We start from the raw sequence: 18,011 nt of genomic DNA, 5'->3' as shown, positions 1-18,011 counted from the left end.
GGTACGGCCCTTCGACGGTGATCGAAGCGCTCGACCGCGCTCACCAAGGGTGCGGATGATGTCGCTGTCGGTGGCGGTGAAGCAGCTGCTTCAGGACACCGCCGCCGCCTTCCGTGACCGTCGTAGAAGCCGTAGAAGCCGTAGAAAAGGATGAAACATGCGAATCGTCTCCGCCGTCACCATGTCCCTGATCGCGCTCCTCATGCCCGCGACAAGCGCCTTCGCCGCCCCGGCCGCCGGGCCGCCGGCCTGCCCCAACGGCTCGGTCTGCTTCTTCAGCGGGTCGGACTACCACGGCTCGAGCTGGGAGTGGACGGCCTCCAGCGGCTACCGCGACATGCCCCCGGCCCTCCACGACAACGTCGGCTCCTTCGTCGCGAGCACCGACGCCTGCTTCATCAACTGGGACCCGAAGGAGACCCGCCAGGTGCACGGCGGCGACTGGCGCCGGGCGTACGGGGGCGACTTCGGCGGCCGGATCGACGGGGTCAACGGGGGCAACTGCTGACCCCATGACCCACGGCAGACGCCTGCGGGTCCCGGCGTGGGAGGCCGGGACCCGCAGGCGTTCGCGAGGACAGCGGTGTCAGGCGGCGGTGACCACCGCCGCCGGCGTCTCCGTTTCCGTTTCCGGCTCCGTCCCCGGCTCGGGGCGGCGCAGCCCCTTGAGGAGGACGACCAGCGCGGCGCCGACCCCCGTGCCCGCCGCGATCGCGACGAGGTACAGCAGCGGCTGCCCGATCAGCGGGACGACGAAGGCACCGCCGTGCGGGGCCCGCAGGGTGCAGCCGAACGCCATGGACAGGGCGCCCGTCACCGCGCCGCCCGCCATCGCGGAAGGGATCACGCGCAGCGGGTCCGCCGCCGCGAAGGGGATCGCGCCCTCGGTGATGAAGGAGGCGCCCAGCACCCACGCGGCCTTGCCGTTCTCCCGCTCGGCCCGGGTGAACAACCGTCCGCGCACGGCCGTGGCCAGGGCCATCGCCAGCGGCGGCACCATCCCGGCCGCCATGACCGCCGCCATCACCTTCAGACTGCCCGCGTTGGGGTCGGCCAGCCCGCCGACCGCGAAGGTGTACGCGCACTTGTTCAGCGGGCCGCCGAGGTCGAAGCACATCATCAGGCCCAGCACGGCGCCCAGGACGACCGCGTTCGTCCCCGACAGGCCGCCCAGCCAGTCGGTGAGCGCCTTCTGGAGCGCGGCGACCGGCTTGCCGACCACCAGGAACATCAGGAACCCGACCACCGCCGACGAGAGCAGCGGAATCACGACCACGGGCATGATGCCGCGCAGCACGGGCGGGACGGTCACCCGCCGGACGCCCAGGACGGCCGCCCCCGCCAGGAGACCGGCGATCAGCCCGCCCAGGAAGCCCGCGTTCACGGTCAGGGCGATCGAACCGCCCACGAAACCGGGCACGAGCCCGGGCCGGTCGGCCATCCCGTAGGCGATATAGCCCGCCAGCACCGGCACCAGGAACGCGAACGCGGCCCCGCCGGTCTGGAAGAACAACGCGGCCCAGCTCGCGGACTCCGTCCACAGGAAGTGGTCGGCGACGGACGGCGCCTTGTTCACCTGGTAGCCACCGACGGCGAAGGCCAGGGCGATCAGCAGACCGCCCGCCGCGACGAACGGCACCATGTAGCTCACGCCCGTCATCAGCCACGTACGCAACCGGGTGCCGAACCCGTCGCCCACCCCGGCCCCCGCGTCCATGGGCGCGGCCGGGCGCGCCACCGGCGCACCGCCGGCCGCCGCCAGCTCGCGCACCTCGGCGATCAGCTCGGCGGGCCGGTTGACGCCCGCCTTCACCCCGACGTCCACGGTGGGCTTGCCCGCGAAACGGGCCCGCTCGCGCACCTCCACGTCATGGGCGAGGATCACGCCGTCGGCCGCCGCGACGACCGCCGGGTCGAGCCGGGTGAACCCGGCGGAACCCTGCGTCTCGACGACGAGCTCCACCCCCGCGTCCAGGGCGGCCTGCCGCAGCGCCTCGGCCGCCATATAGGTGTGCGCGATACCGGTCGGGCAGGACGTGACCGCGACGATACGGAGCGGCTGCCGCCGGGAGGTGTCGGCCGCGGCCGGAGACGTCGGCTCCGCCGCTGCGGCCGCCCGGACTTCCTCCCGCGCCGGAGGCGCGTCGCCGCGCAGCAGTGCCGCGACGGCCTCCGCGCTCTCCGCCGCCCGGAGCGCGCCCGTGAACTCCGCGTTCATCAGCTGCCGCGCCAGCGCCGACAGGATGGTGAGATGGTCGCTGTCGGCGCCCGCCGGGGCGGCTATCAGGAAGATCAGGTCCGCCGGGCCGTCCGGCGCCCCGAAGTCGATCCCGGCGGAGGCGCGGCCGAAGGCCAGCGTGGGCTCGGTGACGTGCGCGCTGCGGCAGTGGGGGATGCCGATGCCACCGTCGAGCCCCGTCGGCATCTGCGCCTCGCGCGCGGCAACATCGGCCAGGAAGCCCTCCAGGTCCGTGACCCGGCCCAGGGCCCGCATCCGTTCGGCGAGCGAGCGCGCCGCCGCTTCCTTCGTACCGCCGGTACCGGCGGTACTGGCGGACAGGTCCAGGTCGACCAGTCCGGCCGTGATCAGTTCACTCATCGCGGGCTCCCTTGCACGCGCTGACGCCCGGCGGGCGGTGGGGGACGGAGAGGGGGAGGAGAAAAGGGGAGGAGAAGGGGGAGGAAAAGACGTCACGCGGGCTCGGCCAGCGCGCGGTCGTACGGCACCGTCGCCGTGACCGTCACCGCCTCCGGCACGAGATCGGCCGGGGCCGGCATCACGCTGCCGGGCAGTCCCACGGCCGCCGCGCCGTGCGCGAGGGCCGAGGCCAGGGCGGCGGGGCCGGTCCCCCCGGCGACGAGGAAACCGGCCAGGGACGCGTCGCCCGCGCCGACGTCGCTGCGCACGGTGGTGACGGGCGCCGTCCCGAAGTGCGTGCCGCTGTCGTCGACCAGCAGCTGGCCGTCCGCGCCGAGGCTGGCGAGGACCGCCCGCGCGCCCAGGGCCCGTAGCTCCTCGGCCGCGTCGGCCACATCGCCGATCGTGGCCAGCGGACGGCCCACGGCCTGGGCGAGCTCGTGCACGTTGGGCTTGACGACGTCCGGGCGCTCCCGCAGGGCCGCCGTGAGCGCGGGCCCCGAGGTGTCCAGGGCGATCCGGGACCCGCCCGCGTGCGCGGCGGCCACCAGTCGCCCGTACCACTCGGGGGCCAGGCCGCGCGGCAGGCTGCCGCAGCAGGCGACCCAGTCCGCGCGGGCCGACCGCGCCCCCACGGCGGCGAGCAGGGCGTCCGCCTCGGCCGGGTCCAGCTCGGGACCCGCGGCGTTGATCTTGGTGAGGGTGCCGTCCGGTTCGGCGACGGCGACGTTCACACGCGTCGAGCCATGGACGGGCACCCCCGCCACCTCGATGCCGTGCTCGTCCAGCAGCCGCTCCAGCAGCGCGCCCTCCGCGCCGCCGAGCGGTAGCACCGCGACCGTGCGCCGCCCGGCGGCGGCCACGGCACGCGAGACGTTGACGCCCTTGCCGCCGGGGTCGACCCGGTCGGCACCGGCCCGCAGCACCGCGCCGCGCTCCAGACGGGGAACCTCGAAGGTGCGGTCCAGGCTGGGATTGGGAGTGACGGTGAGGATCACGCGCGGACCACCGCCGGCCCGGCCAGCTCGACGGCCCGCGCGTCCTCCGGCGACAGGCCCGTATCCGTCACGACCAGGTCCACGTCGGCCAGGTCGCCGAAGCGCGCGAAGTGCCGCTGACCGTACTTGGCGGAGTCGGCGAGCAGCACCACGCGCCGCGCCGCGCCCGCCACCGCCCGCTTGACGGCGGCCTCCGCCAGATCGGGCGTGGTCAGACCGCCGTCGGGGGAGAAGCCGTTGGTCGCCAGGAAGGCGACGTCCGCGTGGATCTCGGCGTACGCGCGCAGCGCCCACTCGTCCACGGCGGCGCGCGTACGGCGCCGCACGCGGCCGCCGACGAGGTGCAGCGTGATGCCCGGGTGGTCGGCCAGCCGGGCGGCGACCGGGAGGGCGTGGGTGACGACGGTGAGCGTGGCGTCCAGGGGGAGCAGCCCGGCGAGGCGGGCGGCCGTCGTGCCCGCGTCGATGATGACGCTGCCGTCGGCGGGGAGCTCGGCGAGGGCGGCCCGCGCGATGGCGTCCTTCTCGTCCGCCGCCGTGGTCTCCCGCTCGGCGAGGTCCGGCTCGAAGTCGAGCCGTCCGGCGGGGATGGCGCCACCGTGGACCCGCAGGACGAGCCCGGCCCGGTCTAGGGCCTTGAGGTCGCGCCGCACGGTCTCGGCGGTGACCCGGAAGTCCTCGGCGAGGGAGAGCACCTCCACCCGGCCGCGCTCACGGGCGAGACGCAGGATCTCCTGCTGACGCTCCGGTGCGTACATGAAGGACTACTTCCGTTCGATGCCCGAATCTGTTGTTATCGGCCACCCTACTGACTGGATGGAGAAGAAGTAAACAGAATCGGGCAATCAAACGGACATGATCGGGCATGGCGAGGGGGGAGAGGAGGAGTCGCGTCGACGGCCCGTTCGACAGCGAATCCCTCCCTCATCTCGGGTGTGGTGCCGATGGTCAGCGCTGTGAAGTACTCCGGGCTCTACTGCCGTCCCACCCCCGCCTCCAGCGGCCGGGTGCGCAGCAGGGCGCGCGTGGGCAGGCCGGTCGCGGCCAGGGTGAGGACCACCGCCCCCGCGGCGAGGGACAGCGCGAGACCGGCCGGTACGTGGGGTGCGGCACCGGTGACGCCCCGGGCGACGGGCACCAGCGTGATCCAGGCGATCGCGCCGCCCACCAGCAGCCCCGTGCCCGCCACCAGCAGCGCCTCCCAGCGCATCATGCCGCGCACCTGGCGCCGGGTGGTGCCCGACAACCGCAGCAGGGCCACCTCGCGGTGCCGGTCGAGGACGGTCATCACAAGGGTGTTGGCGGCCGCGACGGCGGCGAAGCCGCCGAGGACCGCCGCCATGACGGTGTTGGCCCAGCCGTTGAGCTCCTGATTCCGGTCCGCCTGCGCGCTGTACCCGGCGGCGTCCGTGACGGTGGCGCCCGTGGCGAGCCCGGCGAGCCGCCGTGCCACCTCCGCCCGGTCGGCGTCCGGGGCGTCGGCGACGAGCACATGGCTGTCCAGGGCGGCGGTCACGTGCGGGGCCACGACCGCACGCGGCAGCAGCACCTGCCCCATGCCGAGCCCGCGCTCGTACGTGGCGACCACCGTGGGCCGGACGGCGGTGCCGTCGCCCAGCCGGAGCGGGACCCGGTCGCCGGTCCGCACCCCGAGGGTGTCGGCGAGCGAGGCGTCGAGCGCGACGGTATCCGTCGCGGCCCCGAGCCCCCGCAGCGACCCGCTGGTCACGCCCAGGTCGAGGACCTTCGGCAGGGTCGCCGGATCACCGGACACCCCCAGGGCGGTCACCGACGACAACCCGTCCCCGGGCCGGACGACGACCCCCGTGCGCAGCAGACCCGTCGCGGACGCCACCCCCGGCACCCGGGACGCCGCGTCGGCGGCGGTCGCGGGCAGACCCGGGCCGGTGGCCGCGAGCACATGGTCGGCGACCACGGCCCTCTCGACCTGCTGGGCGGAGACGTGCCGGATCGTGCTCTGAAGGAAGACCAGCGTGCCGCAGAACGCCGTCACCATCACGATCGGGGTGATGGCGGACGCCAGCCGGCGCGCCTGGGCGCGGGCGTTGTCGGCGGCCAGCGAACCGGCGGCCCCCGCCGCGCCCGCCCGCAGCGGCAGCCCGAGAAGGCCCGTGCACAGCCGGGCCAACAGCGGCCCCAGCAGGGCCACGGCCAGCAGGAAACACATGACCACGCCGAGCGCCGTGTTGGCGGCGTCCGCGCCGTCGAGCCGCGCCGAGACGAACGCCAGGACGACGGCACCGGTCGTGCTGAGCGCACCGAGGACGATCCGTACGACGCCGGGGCGGGCGCGCTCGAGCGCGGCCTCGCCCAGGGCCTGGCCGGGCCGCAGCCGCGCGGGGCGGCGGGCGGCCGCGTAGCCGGCGATCAGTGCCGCCAGCACGCTCGTCCCCACGGCGATCACCATCGGCAGCGGACCGGTGTCCAGGGACACCTGCCCGGGGACGGCGCCGCGCGCCACGAGCTCCCCGAACCACCAGCGGGCCAGCGCCAGGCCCGGCAGAATGCCCAGGGCACCGGCCACCGGGGCGACGAGCATCGCCTCGGCGGCGATGGTGCGCCGGATCTGGCGCGGGGTCGCGCCGATCGCCCGCAGCAGGGCGAACTCCCGGGCCCGCTGAGCGGTGGCCAGGGCGATCGTGCCCATCACCACGAAGACCGCCGTCATCGCCGCGATACCGCCGAACGACCCGCCCAGCGCTGTCAGGACCGTCCTGCCCTCGGCCAGGCCCGGCTCCTCGGCGCCGCCACGCGCGGCGCCGGTCAGCACCTCGGCACGGCCGTCCACGGCTCGCCGGACCTGCTCGGCCAGGGCGGTGCCGGTGACACCGGCCCGGGGCCGGACCGCGATGGCGTCCACCGTCCCGGGATGCCCGGACATCCGCCCGGCCACCGCGTCCGCGAACCACACGCTCGCGCCGCCCGCCCGCGCGGCCGCCAGCCCCGAGACGCGGTAGCTTCCGCCGCCGCCCGGGGCGGTCAGCGCCACGCGGTCGCCCACGGACAGCCGCGCGGCCCGCGCGGTGGCCTCGTCCAGGACCACCTCCCCGGCGCCGGGCCCGCGCCCCGCGACGAGGGAGGACGCACCGGGCGCGGTGAGCCCGACCGCCGCGATGGCGCGGCCGGTGAGCACGGAAGGCAACGCGCCCCCGCCCGGCTGGACGGGGAAGGACAGGTCCGGCACGGCAGCGGCCACCCCGGGCCGGGCGGCGATACGCCCCACCAGGGCACTGTCCACGCGGCCGCGCTCCGGCAGCGCGACCGATTCCTCCTCCTTCTCCTTGCCGTGCTTGACGTGCTGGGTCCGGACGAACGGGTCGCCCGCGACCACCACCGGAGCGTGTGCGTACCGCACGGGCTCCACCTCGGCGGTGATACCGGTCTGCAGGAGGAGGCCGCAGGCGGTGAGGACGGTGGCGCCCAGCAGCAGCGCGACGAAGCCGCCCACGAACGACGCGGGCCGAAAACGCACGGACGCCCGCGCGAGGCCGTTCATCATGCCGCGACCCCGTTGAGCAGATCATTACGGACGGTGCCACCGCGGGTGGTGAGCGCCACCATGCGGTCGGCCACCGCCTGGGCGTCCGGCCGCCACAGCTCACCGGCGAGCGACCCGTCGGCGAGGAAGAGCACCCGGTCCGCGTGGGAGGCGGCCACGGGGTCATGGGTGACCATGACGATCGTGGCGCCCATGGTGTCCACGGCCCGGCGCAGCAGCCCCAGGACCTCCAGGGCGGTACGGGAGTCCAGCGCGCCGGTGGGTTCATCCGCGAACACCACCTCCGGCCCGGTGATCAGGGCCCGGGCGATCGCCACCCGCTGCTGCTGCCCACCGGACAGCTGCGCGGGGCGCCGCCCGCCGTGCTGCTCCAGACCGACGGAGGCGAGCAGCTCCCGCGCCCGCGCGCGGTCCTGCCGCTGCCCCGCGAGCCGCAGGGGCAGCAGGACGTTCTGGAGCACGGTGAGCGAGGGCAGCAGATTGAACGACTGGAAGACGAACCCGATGCGCGAGCGGCGCAGCTTCGTCAGCCGGTCCTCGCCGAGCCGGGTGATCTCCTCCCCGCCCAGCAGCACCTCACCGGAGCTCGGCAGGTCGAGCCCGGCGGCGCACTGGAGAAACGTGCTCTTGCCCGACCCGGACGGGCCCATCACGGCGGTGAAGCTCCCCCGAGCCAGGGCCAGGTCCACCCCTCGGAGCGCGTGGACGGCGGAGTCGCCCCGTCCGTAGCGGCGCGTCACCGCCCGCAACTCGATCGCGGGGGACCCACCCGGGTCCCGGTCGGTGCGTACGGGGTCGTGGCGCCAGGCCATGATGCCTCTTCCTTCGCTGATCGATGACGCACTCGACGCTACGGAGGGGAGGGTGGCCGGACCATGGAGATCGCTGGGCTCTCCGGGGTGGGGCTATCCCCCGGCGATGAAGGGGGAATGCAGCGAGGGCGGCGGTGCCCCGGGTGTGGGGTGCCGCCGCCCTGTGGCGATCGTTGGTGTTGATCAGTATGCGGAGTTGACGTTGTCCATGGAGCCGTACTTGTCGGCGGCGTAGGCGCAGGAGGCGGTGATGTTGGCGACCGGGTCGTAGATGTCCCAGGAGGTGCCTTCGACGTGATACGCCTTGAAGGTGGGGTCGATGATCTGGAGCAGGCCCTTGGAGGGGACGCCGTTGACGGCGTTGACGTCCCAGTCGTTGATGGCGTGGGGGTTGCCGGTGGACTCACGCATCACATTGCGCTTGATGCCGTCGTAGGAGGCGGGGATGCCCTTGGAGCTCAGGATGTCCAGGGACTGCTTGATCCAGCCGTCCAGGTTGTCACCGTAGGCCTTGGCAGCCGGGGCGGCCTTGGCGGGCTTGGTGGCGGGCTTCAGGGCGGTGCGCTCGGTGGAACGGCTGGCGCGCTCGTCGTCGGCCTTCTTGGCCTCCGCCTTCTTGGCGGTGGCCGTGGTGGTGGCCTGGGCGGTGGCGGCGTCGGTGGCCTTGTCCAGCTCGGCCTGCTGCGTGGCACCGAACTCGTTCGCGCTCTGCGCCACCGTCTTCACACCGGTGGTCTCGGCGGCGGTGGCCGGGACGGCGGCCAGGGCCACAGCGGCACCAGCGGCCACCAGGACAGCGGTGGCGGAGATCTTGTGAGCCTTGGGCAGAGCGGTATAGCCGGAGATGGTGGAGCGCATAACTGAGCTGAACCCTTCCAATCGCTTAATCGCCGGTGGCCGTCATTGGCGCAAACAAGAGCGCCGTTTCTCGATCGACGGCGCCAGGCGACTCCGCAATTGTTAGCGGCGCCCGAACCCCCTGGCAAAGGTGTGACCTACTACCCCACACCCCCACAAACAAGGTCCAGACCACAACCCAAATGCTCGAATTGCACCCACGGGCACACCACCCACCCACTACCCCACCTCGTAGGTGACCCACCTCTCATGGCCCGGCTCACATCCCGCCACCCTCCCCCTCACCACACGTCACTCCGCATGCGCGTGGCGTGCGTGGAAAATGCCCCACCGCAGCAGGTCGTCGCGGCAGGCGTCCACCCATAGGGGCAGGTTCTCCATGAGGCCCGCCAGATAGCCGGCGCTGATGACGTCGCCGAGCTCCGTGGCCCGGCTCCGGGTCTCGTCGGTGAGCCGGGTGTAGTGGGTGAGCAGCTGCTCGCTCCGGTCGTCGAAGTCGACGCGCGCCAGTCCGAGCGCGGTGAGCTGACGGCGGTAGAACGAGGGCGTGGCCAGGGCGTCCACCTCAAGCCGCGCGATCGTCCGGTGCAGGGCCTCCGGAGGGGTGTCCTCGGCCGCCATCAGATCGGTGAAGACCAGGTCGCCCCGGGGTGCCAGCACGCGGACCGCCTCGCGGAGCAGCCCCTGGCGATCGCCGCTGTGGCAGAAGGCCTCTTGGGACCACACCACGTCGAAGTGCCCGTCCCTGAAGGGGATGTCCTGGAACGACCCCGTGACGACCTCGATGAGGCCGTCCAGTCCGCGCTCGGCGTTGACGCTGCGGTGGTGCTCGTTCTGGTTCTCGCTGATGTTGAGGGCGACGACGCGGCAGCCGAAGCGTTCGGCCAGGTAGCGGGTGGGGCCGCCGTAGCCGGAGCCCAGGTCCAGGATCCGGCACTCCGGGCCGAGCCGGGCGAGGCGTTCCGCGATCTTGTCGGCCGCGCGCTCGATCGTCCGGCGGGAGGCGGCGGCGACCGGCTCCTCCTCATGGGCGTAGATCCCGGTGTGGATGTCCTCGCCGCCCCAGATCCTGGCGTAGAAGGCATCGACGTCACTGGTGTCGTAGTAGCGGCGCGCCGCGTCGACGGGGTCTCCGGTGAGCGGCGTGTTCGGCGTGCTGTCGTCGTAAGACATGGTCTTCCTCGGGAGCTCTCTCGCAGAAGCGCTTGTTTTCCGGTGGTGGCCCGGCTCACTCGCCGGGGAGCAGTTGCCGCAGGAGTTCATGGCAGGCGGCCGTCTCCTCCGAGGCGGGGAAGCGCGCCGTCACGGCGTACTCCCCGCGTTCGAAGAGACCGGTCTCCCACATCCCGGAGCGTAGGCGCAGGAAGTGGAAGTCGGGGAGCGGCGCCGCGGGCTCGTGGACGCCCTCGACGGAGTAGAGGCGGTCGTTCACCCCCGCCGCGCGCAGCGCCGCGCACATCCGCCGCCGGTCCAGCGGTTCGGTCATCCCGTCGTGGCGCCCGTGGTGGCGCTCGTGTCGGCGCGCTTGAGGTAGCCGTTGTCGATCAGCCACTTCACGCTGAGCTTCGGGGTGGGGGCGCCGGGTACGAGGGCCGGGTCGAGCTGGATCTGTTGGCCGCCGCCGCGCTGCTCGAACCACGCCGCGATGCCGCCCTGCCAGACGGTGAAGGGCTTGGCGACGGTGTAGACGTGGTAATTGCAGGGGTACTTGTCGTCGATGGTCTGGAGGCTGTCCGGCGGCAGGGCGCGCTGGGAGTACGGGGCGCCGGCGGGGGCGAGGAAGGAGCCGCCCTCGTGGCCGAAGCGGTCGAGCTTCTGGCCGGCCTTCAGCTGGGTCTTGTTCTTGTCGAGTTTGCCGCCGTGCTTGGCGAAGCCGTCGTCCGGCGGGTACTTCCAGGTGGGCTTTCCGGTCCAGTAGGCGCTCAGGAACGCGTCTGGCTTGAGGTGCCCGGTTCTGTCGTAGCCCTTGAGCAGCGGTCCGACGGGCTTCTGCGAGGGCCCGGGGAGGGTATTGGCGGCGGGGCCGAGCTGGGGGTTCTTCGCGTCGAACGCGCCCGTGCACAGCTTGGCCCGGAGGTCGGCGGCCTTTGTCTCGCCGCCCGCTCCCATGGCGGCCGCGGGGACGCGGCCCCGGCCGTCCTCCGCCGGAGCCGCGGTCGCGGGGCCGGCGAGCAGCGAGCCGGTCAGCGTCGCGCCGCAGACCGCCACGAGTAAGCGTATTCGGGTGTTCATTCTCTTCCTGCTCCCCTTCACCTGGGATGTCGTGCACACACGGAGAGCACGGGAACCCCATGGGTCGCCGTGCTCTCGCATGTTCTCCCGGACCCCGGTCGTGCGGGCAGACCAAGATCAGCCAGATGAAGAGGAGGGAAGTATTCCGGCAGTTCCGGCCGTGCGGACCGCTTCAGCCGTGCCGGCCGTTCCGGCTCAGCGGCCCGGGACGCTCGCCTTCCTGCCGTTCCGGTCGAGGGCGACCGGGATCGTCTGCGTCTCGACGCTGCGCTTCTGCCGGCCGTCGAGCGGCTTCTGGACAGCGTTGATGTTGAGGGACACGCCCTGGCCGCCGCTGAACTTGCCGCTCGCGAAGGCGCTCACGCCGTCCGCCGTGATCTCGTAGCCGGTGACGTCGACGATGCCGTTGGCCCGGCAGTCACGGAGGACCTCCTCGATCGGCACGAACCACAGCCAGTGGTTGTCGCCGTCGTGGTTGAGGTCGACCTTCTCGTTGAACCAGATGGCCACGTTTCCGCTGAGGTTGACGGTGGCGGTCCAGTCGATGTCGTACTTCTGGGTGCCGACCACGAGCGACGCCTCGACGACCGACTTCGCGGGGATCTTCAGCGGGAGGTCGACGCTCCAGTTCTGTGTCTCCTTGTGGGTGTACTCCTGCGTGGAGGAGAGGCTGGCCTCGATCGACGTGGTCTCGCTGACCTTGGCTACGGCGGGGATCTCCGCCGAGACCTCCATGGTCACGCCGATCTTCAGCGACTCGGTGACCGAGATCCGCAGGTCCTGCTCGGTGGTCTTGCTCTGCTTGTACGTGACCAGCTGCTCGACGTCCGTGCCGTTGCGGTAGTTGGTGGAGACGGAGGTGACCTGACCCGGCACGGGAGAGGGGGCGTTGGGGTCGTAGACGATGCCGCTGTACTTCGCGGAGACCTGGTGCTTGTGGTAGTCGCCGAGGGCGCTCTGCTTGCCGTACTCGGTGGACGCGGTGAAGCGGCAGCCGTTGGACTTGGGGAATCTCTCCCTGGCCATCCACTTCCCCCACTCGTCCGTTATCTCCTGGAGCGAGCGGACGGCGCCCTTGCCCTTGGCGCTCGCCTGCGGACGCGGAGCGGCGCCGGCGGCGCTCGCGGTCGCTACGGACAGGGGGACGGCGGCGGCGACTCCGACAGCGGGAGCGAGCGCGAGAACGCGACGTCGGGAGACATAACTCATTGAATTCCGTACCTTCTTGGGGTCGGTGGCGGAGGGGCGAGCTGCTTGTTGATCATTGGATTCCGCTTTCACCGGCCTGCATAGGGACTTTGGTCCCGAAGACCCCAGGAGTATCGGAAGAAACCCTGAAATCCCCCGACTTGCTCACGCCATGCCGTCGCCCGGACGCACACGGCCACGGTCGCAGCCGCAGCCGCAGCCACGGCGACCGTCAGCGCAGCGCGAACCGCGGCAGGGCCTCGCGCCCGCCCTCGACGACGTCGGCCACGTACTCGCCCCACGCGGGCCCGTGCTTGAAGCCGTGCCCGGAGTCGCCGCCCACCAGCCAGACGTCCCGGCGGCCGGGATGCCGGGCGAGCAGGAAGTGCTCGTCCGGGGTCAGCGCGTACGAGCAGACCTCGCGGCGCAGGACAGGCGAGCCGGCGAGGTGGGGAAGCCGGGCGCGGAGGTAGTCCCGCAGGGCTCGCGGGATCTCCTCGGGGCCCATACCGGCGGAGGCGTCCGGATCGGTCTCCACATCCGGTACGACCTTGACGCCGAGCTCCCCGACCGCGGGGATCCCGTAGCAGCCGTGCGCCCGGTCCAGCCAGGCCGGCTGCCCCTCGGTCTCAGCCGCTGCCCAGGGGCCCAGCGGCCGCACGTACCAGCTGTCCTGGCGGTACGGGCGGATCGAGGTCAGCCCGGGGAAGAGCGCGGGCAGCGCCGGCCCGACCGCCCAGACGGTCAGGTCGGCGCGCAGCGGCTCGCCGTCGACGACGGCCGTGCCGCCGTCCGGGACGGCGGCGCCGCGCAGCAGCTCCGCTCCCCGCTCCCGGGCGGAACCGGCGAGCGCGCGCACCGCCGCCCGGGCCAGGAGCACCCCGGCCTCCGGCTCGAACAGGGCCGTACCGGTCCCGCCGCCGTCGAAGCCCGGGAAGCGGCGGGTCACGGCGTCGGCGGTGAGGGTCTCGACCGGTGCGCCGAGGCGGCGCAGTAGTGCCGCGCTCGCCCGCTCCCAGTCGTCGCCGTCGCGGGGGCCCAGGGTGAGGACGCCGGTGGGCAGCAGGAGCCGCCGGCCGGACTCCCGTTCCAGCTTCCGCCACAGCGCGGCCGCCCGGTGGGCGAGGCCCGTGTACCAGTCGTCCGTGCCGTGGGCGAGGCGCAGGATACGGGTCTCGGCGCTCGAAGCGCCTGCCGTCCCGGGCTCGTTGGGGTCGATGACGCGCACCGACCAGCCGCGGAAGGCGAGCGCGCGGGCGGCGGCCAGGCCGAAGACCCCCGCCCCGACCACCAGGGCCGTACGGCTCACGACGCCATGACCCGCGCTTCGAGATCGGCGGGCAGCGGCGTGAAGAAGCGGGCGGCGGTGTCGACGCGCAGGCCGGCGGCGGGCGTCCGTACGCCGTCCCAGCGCGGCTCGCCGGTCTCGCCGAGGGCGGTCCACAGCCGGCTCGCGAAGTCCGGCATGACCGGGTGGGCGAGCTGGGCGAGCGTCCGCGCGGCGGCGGCCTCGGCGGCGATCGCGGCGGCGGCCCGGCCGGAGTCCTGTCCCGAGTCCCGGGTGCGGCTCTGGGCGGCCGCGAAGTCCTGGGCACAGACGACCAGTTCGCGCAGCAGCCGGGTGGCGCGGCGGGGGGAGAAGTCCGCGGCGGAGTAGGCGCTCAGACAGTCCTCGGCGATGCGCTCCAGCAGCCGCAGGAACCGTTCCTGGGAGGGCAGGGGCTCGCCCGCCGGTATCGCGCCCCCGGCCTGCGTCTCGATCCGGGTGAACAGGCCGGTCAGCCAGGACTGCCAGCGCCCGGCCAGCTCGCCGTCGGCCAGCTCGTGGAAGCGCTCCCAGCCGAACGAGGTCCGCTCGCTCTCGGGGCGGTCGTGGGAGAGGACGAAGCGGGCGGTGTCGGCGGGCACGGCGGCCAGCAGGTCGTTGGCCCAGACGGCGTGGCGGCGGCTGGTGGAGAACTTGGACGAGCCCAGCTGGTAGAACTCATTGGTCACCAGGGCCCGGGGCAGCTGGAAGCCGGCGTCGTAGGCCATCAGCAGGGCGGGCTGGAGCAGGGCGTGGAAGTAGCCGTTGTCGAAGCCGAAGAACTGGACGATCTCGGTCTGCGGGTCGTTCCACACCGAGCGCCACTCGTCCGCGTCCCGGCCCGTCGCGCGCAGCGCCTCGGCCAGCTCGGCGAAGTAGCCGGGCATCATCTCGGCCCAGACGTAGATCCGCTGGTCCTCGAAGCCGGGGACGGGCATCGGCAGGCCCCAGTCGGTGGGGTGGCTGACGGGGATGTCGGGCAGGCCCCGCTCGATCATGTCCGCGCACAGGGCCTCCAGCTGCGGGCTCATGGCGGTGGCCGCGTGGAAGGCGCGCAGCCGGTCGGCGTACTCGCTCAGCGGGAAGACCAGCCGCTCGACGGGGCGTTCCTCGGGCGTGCCGCCGCAGGCGTTGCAGACGGGGGCGACGACGTCGGTGACCCGGTTGGGCAGCGCGCAGTTCTCGCAGGAGTTGCCGTCGCTGGCGCTGCCGCAGTGCGGGCACTTGCCGGTGAGGTGCGCCTCGAAGAGGTACCGCTCGCAGTCGCCGCAGAACAGGGCCTGCTCGGTACGGACGCGCAGCGCCCCCTGGGCGTGCAGCCGGGCGAAGAACTCGCCGACGATGGCCCCGTGGAGCTCCGAGCGCCAGGGGCGGACGTAGGCGTCGGGGGCGAAGCGGGCGGAGTCGAAGATCCGGGCGATCTCGTCGGCGAAGCCCTCCGCCATCTCCAGGGGGTCGGTGCCGTCCCGCCGGGCCTTGGTGGGCACATAGCTCTGGTGGAGGTCGGAGCCGGTCACGAACAGGCCCTCGGCGCCGAGCAGGCGGTGGGCGCGGATCCGGATGTCGGCGCCCGAGTAGGGGCCCGACAGATGGCCGAGGTGGAGATCGCCGTTGGGGGTGGGCGGTGCGGCGGTGACCAGGGTGAACGAGGACATGACGGGGCTCCGGATCGGAAGTCTCGGCGATAGGTGGTACGCGGCGCGGTGGCTCAGAGGTCGATGGGCCCGTGGTCCGTGGGCCAGTAGACGGAGAGGAAGACCAGCCGCTCGGTGTCGCTGGTGTTGCGCACGTGGTGCCGGCTGCCGGCCGGGAGCAGCGCGGTGACCTCGGGGCCGACCTCGCACTCCTCGCCGTCGACGGTCAGTACGCCGTGGCCGGAGAGGAACACGAACATCTCGTGGTCCTCGTGGTCGTGGGGATCGGTGGTGCCGCCCGGCTCGACGACGGCACGGCCCACGCCCCAGGGAGCGAGCTCCTCACCGCCGTGCGGGTAGATCTGCTGGAAACGGATGCCGTAGGCGTCGACCAGCTGGTCTTCGCCCGTCTTCCTGATCAGCATGGCTGCTCCGGAGGGTAGGGAAGGGGAACGGTGAGGGCGGGGATCAGCGTCGGGCGGCCGAGCCGGCCGTGTCGTCGGCGCCGTCGGCGGACCGGTCGGCGCGCGGGATCCCGAAGGTGGTGAACGCGGTACGCGAGGGCAGCGGGTGGACCTCGCGGCCCGTCAGCGCGTTGAGGATGACGGCCGAGCGCCAGGCGGCGAGCCCCAGGTCGGGGGCGCCGACACCGTGGGTGTGCCGTTCCGCGTTCTGGACGAAGACGGAGCCGGTGACCGGTCCGTCGAGGGTCAGCCGGTAGTCGGCGTCGACCACCGGCCGGCCGGCCGAGTCGCGGACGAGGAAGGGGGCGAGGCCGTGCAGCAGACCGTCGCTGGGGCGTTCGGTGTAGCCGGTGGCGAGGACGACCGCGTCGGTCGTCAGCGTCTCGCGGCCGCCCTCCTGGATGTGCTCCAGCTCCAGCTCGATACGTCCCCCGCTCGCCCGTCCGCCGCGGACGGCGGTGGCCGGGCGCAGGACGGCGTCGGGCCAGCCGCCGGTCAGGGTGCGCCGGTAGAGCTCGTCGTGGATGTCGCCGATGGTGTCGCCGCTGATGCCCTTGTACAGCTGCCACTGTGCCGGCACCAGCCGGTCGCGGGTCTCCTCGGGCAGCCGGCGGAAGAAGCGGGTGTAGTCCGGGGTGAACTGCTCCAGGCCCAGCTTCGAGTACTCCATGGGCGCGAAGGAGGGGGAGCGGCTGATCCACTGGAGGCCCTCGGCGCCCTCGGGCCGGGCGCGCAGCAGGTCCAGGAAGACCTCGGCGCCGGACTGGCCGGATCCGATCACCGTGACGTGCCGCTGGGTGAGCAGCTCCGCGCGGCGGGACAGATAGTCGGCGGAGTGAATGGCCGTGACGGCCGGGTCGTCCGTCAACGGCCGCAGCACCGGCGGAATGGCGGATTCCGTGCCGATGCCGAGCACCAGGTTGCGGGCGTGCCCCCGGCCGGCCAGGACCTCGTCGCCGTTCTCGTAGGTGTAGTCGACGGTGAACACCTGGTGCCGCTCGTCCCACGTGATCGCGTCGACCTGGTGGCCGAAGTGACACTGGGTCAGCCGCTCGCTCACCCAGCGGCAGTACGCGTCGTACTCGGCGCGGTGGATGTGCAACTGCTCGGAGAAGTAGAACGGGAAGAGCCGCCCGATGGCCTTGAGGTAGCCGAGGAAGGACCAGGGGCTCGTCGGGTCGACCAGGCTGACCAGGTCCGCCAGGAACGGGACTTGGAGCGTCGTACCGTCGATCATCAGCCCCGGATGCCAGCGGAATTCCTGCGTCCGCTCCAGGAAGGCCGACCGCAGACCGGGCACGCCGTCGGCCATCGCGGCGAGTGAGAGATTGAACGGGCCGATGCCTACGCCCAGGAGGTCGAGAGGCTCCGCGGCGGAGTGCATATCTGTCGTCATTCCCACTCTTTCGTGCCAGAGGGTGCCAGGGAGGGCGGGTTCCGGGGAGGGCCGGAGGCGGAGGCTCGCCACAGGACGGACCGCTCGAACACCTTTGCCCAGGTCGAGGCGAAAGGCAAGTAATCCTTTGGTATTTGAGTGGCTCACGGTGTATTCGGCGCAACCGCGGCCTCTGGGCGAAGAGATCTCTTGCCAAAAGCCCGCAGGGCGGGCAGGCTGACGCATCGTGTTCGAACATGATCCAGATCAGGCCACCGCACTGCCCGACACCCTCGCCGTGACGGAACGCACCCGTCACCGACGCCTGCGCGAGCAGGGCAGCACGAGCCGGGCCGAGCTCGACGCCATCCTCGGGGCCGGATTCCTGTGTCACCTGGGCGTGGTGGTCGACGGCGTGCCCATGGTCGTACCCACCGTCTACGGCGCGGACGGCGCGACGCTCTACTTCCACGGCTCCGTCGCCAGCCGCAGCCTCGTCGCCTCGCCCGAGGCCGCCGTCTGCCTGACGGTCACTCACGTCGACGGACTGGTCCTGGCCCGTTCCGTCTTCGAGCACGGCGTCAACTACCGCAGCGCCATGGTCTACGGCGTGCCGAGGGTCGTGACCGACCCGGAGGAGAAGCTCGCCGGACTGCGCTGCCTCACCGAGCACGTCACCCCCGGCCAGTGGGACTACGCCCGCCGGCCCAGCCGCAAGGAACTCGCCGCGACCGCGCTGCTCGCGCTGTCGCTGGAGGAGGCCTCGGTGAAGGTCCGTACCGGCCCGCCCGACGACGGCGACGGCCCCGACGCCGAACTGGGCGTCTGGGCGGGCGTCCTGCCCCTCCGGCAGTCCTGGGGCGCCCTTGAGGCCGACCCCGCCCTGGCCGAGGGCATAGCCGCCCCCGCCCACCTCGCCGACCGCGCCCACCGCCCCCTCGGCTGAGCCCTCTGCTCGGCTGAGCCCTCCCCCTTCGGCTCCTCCC

At 72.8% G+C, this 18,011-nt stretch carries 16 protein-coding genes; 2 read left to right on the top strand and 14 right to left on the bottom strand.

All coding sequences use genetic code 11. The annotated features are described in order from the left end of the window. Positions 1 to 157: 157 nt before the first annotated feature. The gene (locus RM609_RS00490; RefSeq protein ID WP_311606895.1) at positions 158 to 508 is read left to right on the top strand and encodes a peptidase inhibitor family I36 protein; all 351 of its coding nucleotides are present in this window, start codon (positions 158 to 160) and stop codon (positions 506 to 508) included. Positions 509 to 586: 78 nt separating this feature from the next. On the opposite strand, the gene RM609_RS00485 is transcribed toward RM609_RS00490, so the two are convergent. The 14 genes from RM609_RS00485 to RM609_RS00420 form a co-directional block, all read right to left on the bottom strand. Beyond that, positions 587 to 2,599 (bottom strand): PTS fructose transporter subunit IIABC, encoded by a 2,013-nt coding sequence (locus tag RM609_RS00485; RefSeq protein ID WP_311606894.1) that lies wholly within the window; start codon positions 2,597 to 2,599, stop codon positions 587 to 589. A 92-nt stretch (positions 2,600 to 2,691) separates the two neighbouring features. Continuing rightward, entirely contained in the window at positions 2,692 to 3,636 is a 945-nt protein-coding gene (pfkB, locus tag RM609_RS00480) for a 1-phosphofructokinase (RefSeq protein ID WP_311606892.1), read from the bottom strand. After that, on the bottom strand, positions 3,633 to 4,394 hold the full coding sequence (locus RM609_RS00475; RefSeq protein ID WP_311606891.1) for a DeoR/GlpR family DNA-binding transcription regulator: 762 nt from the start codon (positions 4,392 to 4,394) through the stop codon (positions 3,633 to 3,635). The genes pfkB and RM609_RS00475 overlap by 4 nt, the downstream gene beginning before the upstream one ends. 215 nt (positions 4,395 to 4,609) lie before the next feature. After that, positions 4,610 to 7,156 carry an FtsX-like permease family protein gene (locus RM609_RS00470; RefSeq protein WP_311606890.1) on the bottom strand — a complete coding sequence of 849 codons (2,547 nt, stop codon included), beginning with the start codon at positions 7,154 to 7,156 and terminating at the stop codon, positions 4,610 to 4,612. Continuing rightward, a complete protein-coding gene (locus tag RM609_RS00465; RefSeq protein WP_311606889.1) occupies positions 7,153 to 7,968 on the bottom strand; it encodes an ABC transporter ATP-binding protein in 816 nt (271 codons plus the stop codon). The genes RM609_RS00470 and RM609_RS00465 overlap by 4 nt, the downstream gene beginning before the upstream one ends. Positions 7,969 to 8,151: 183 nt before the next feature. Next, entirely contained in the window at positions 8,152 to 8,826 is a 675-nt protein-coding gene (locus tag RM609_RS00460; protein WP_311606888.1) for a transglycosylase SLT domain-containing protein, read from the bottom strand. 291 nt (positions 8,827 to 9,117) lie between these two features. Then, positions 9,118 to 9,999, bottom strand: a complete 882-nt coding sequence (locus RM609_RS00455; RefSeq protein WP_311606887.1) for an SAM-dependent methyltransferase — start codon at positions 9,997 to 9,999, stop codon at positions 9,118 to 9,120. A 55-nt stretch (positions 10,000 to 10,054) separates the two neighbouring features. After that, a complete protein-coding gene (locus RM609_RS00450; protein ID WP_311606886.1) occupies positions 10,055 to 10,312 on the bottom strand; it encodes a hypothetical protein in 258 nt (85 codons plus the stop codon). Further along, positions 10,309 to 11,058, bottom strand: coding sequence for a TNT domain-containing protein (locus RM609_RS00445; RefSeq protein ID WP_311606885.1), 750 nt, complete (start codon positions 11,056 to 11,058; stop codon positions 10,309 to 10,311). The genes RM609_RS00450 and RM609_RS00445 overlap by 4 nt, the downstream gene beginning before the upstream one ends. A gap of 195 nt (positions 11,059 to 11,253) precedes the next feature. Further along, the gene (locus RM609_RS00440) at positions 11,254 to 12,267 is read right to left on the bottom strand and encodes an ETX/MTX2 family pore-forming toxin (protein ID WP_311606883.1); all 1,014 of its coding nucleotides are present in this window, start codon (positions 12,265 to 12,267) and stop codon (positions 11,254 to 11,256) included. A gap of 211 nt (positions 12,268 to 12,478) precedes the next feature. Next, positions 12,479 to 13,555, bottom strand: a complete 1,077-nt coding sequence (locus RM609_RS00435) for an FAD-dependent oxidoreductase (RefSeq protein ID WP_311606882.1) — start codon at positions 13,553 to 13,555, stop codon at positions 12,479 to 12,481. Beyond that, on the bottom strand, positions 13,552 to 15,207 hold the full coding sequence (locus tag RM609_RS00430; RefSeq protein WP_311606881.1) for a methionine--tRNA ligase: 1,656 nt from the start codon (positions 15,205 to 15,207) through the stop codon (positions 13,552 to 13,554). The genes RM609_RS00435 and RM609_RS00430 overlap by 4 nt, the downstream gene beginning before the upstream one ends. Before the next feature lie 53 nt (positions 15,208 to 15,260). Next, positions 15,261 to 15,611, bottom strand: a complete 351-nt coding sequence (locus RM609_RS00425) for a cupin domain-containing protein (protein WP_311606880.1) — start codon at positions 15,609 to 15,611, stop codon at positions 15,261 to 15,263. A gap of 43 nt (positions 15,612 to 15,654) precedes the next feature. Then, complete coding sequence (locus tag RM609_RS00420) at positions 15,655 to 17,046, bottom strand: lysine N(6)-hydroxylase/L-ornithine N(5)-oxygenase family protein (protein WP_311606879.1); 1,392 nt, start codon at positions 17,044 to 17,046, stop codon at positions 15,655 to 15,657. Between the two features lie 226 nt (positions 17,047 to 17,272). Here RM609_RS00420 and RM609_RS00415 point away from each other — a divergent pair, with 226 nt between their 5' ends. Further along, positions 17,273 to 17,971 (top strand): pyridoxamine 5'-phosphate oxidase family protein, encoded by a 699-nt coding sequence (locus RM609_RS00415; protein WP_311606878.1) that lies wholly within the window; start codon positions 17,273 to 17,275, stop codon positions 17,969 to 17,971. Positions 17,972 to 18,011: the final 40 nt, after the last annotated feature.

It is taken from the genome of Streptomyces hesseae (assembly GCF_031845785.1).
GTDB classification, from domain to species: Bacteria; Actinomycetota; Actinomycetes; order Streptomycetales; family Streptomycetaceae; genus Streptomyces; species Streptomyces hesseae.
Note: the sequence above shows the minus strand (reverse complement) of the source record. Positions and strands in the feature narration are given on the sequence as shown.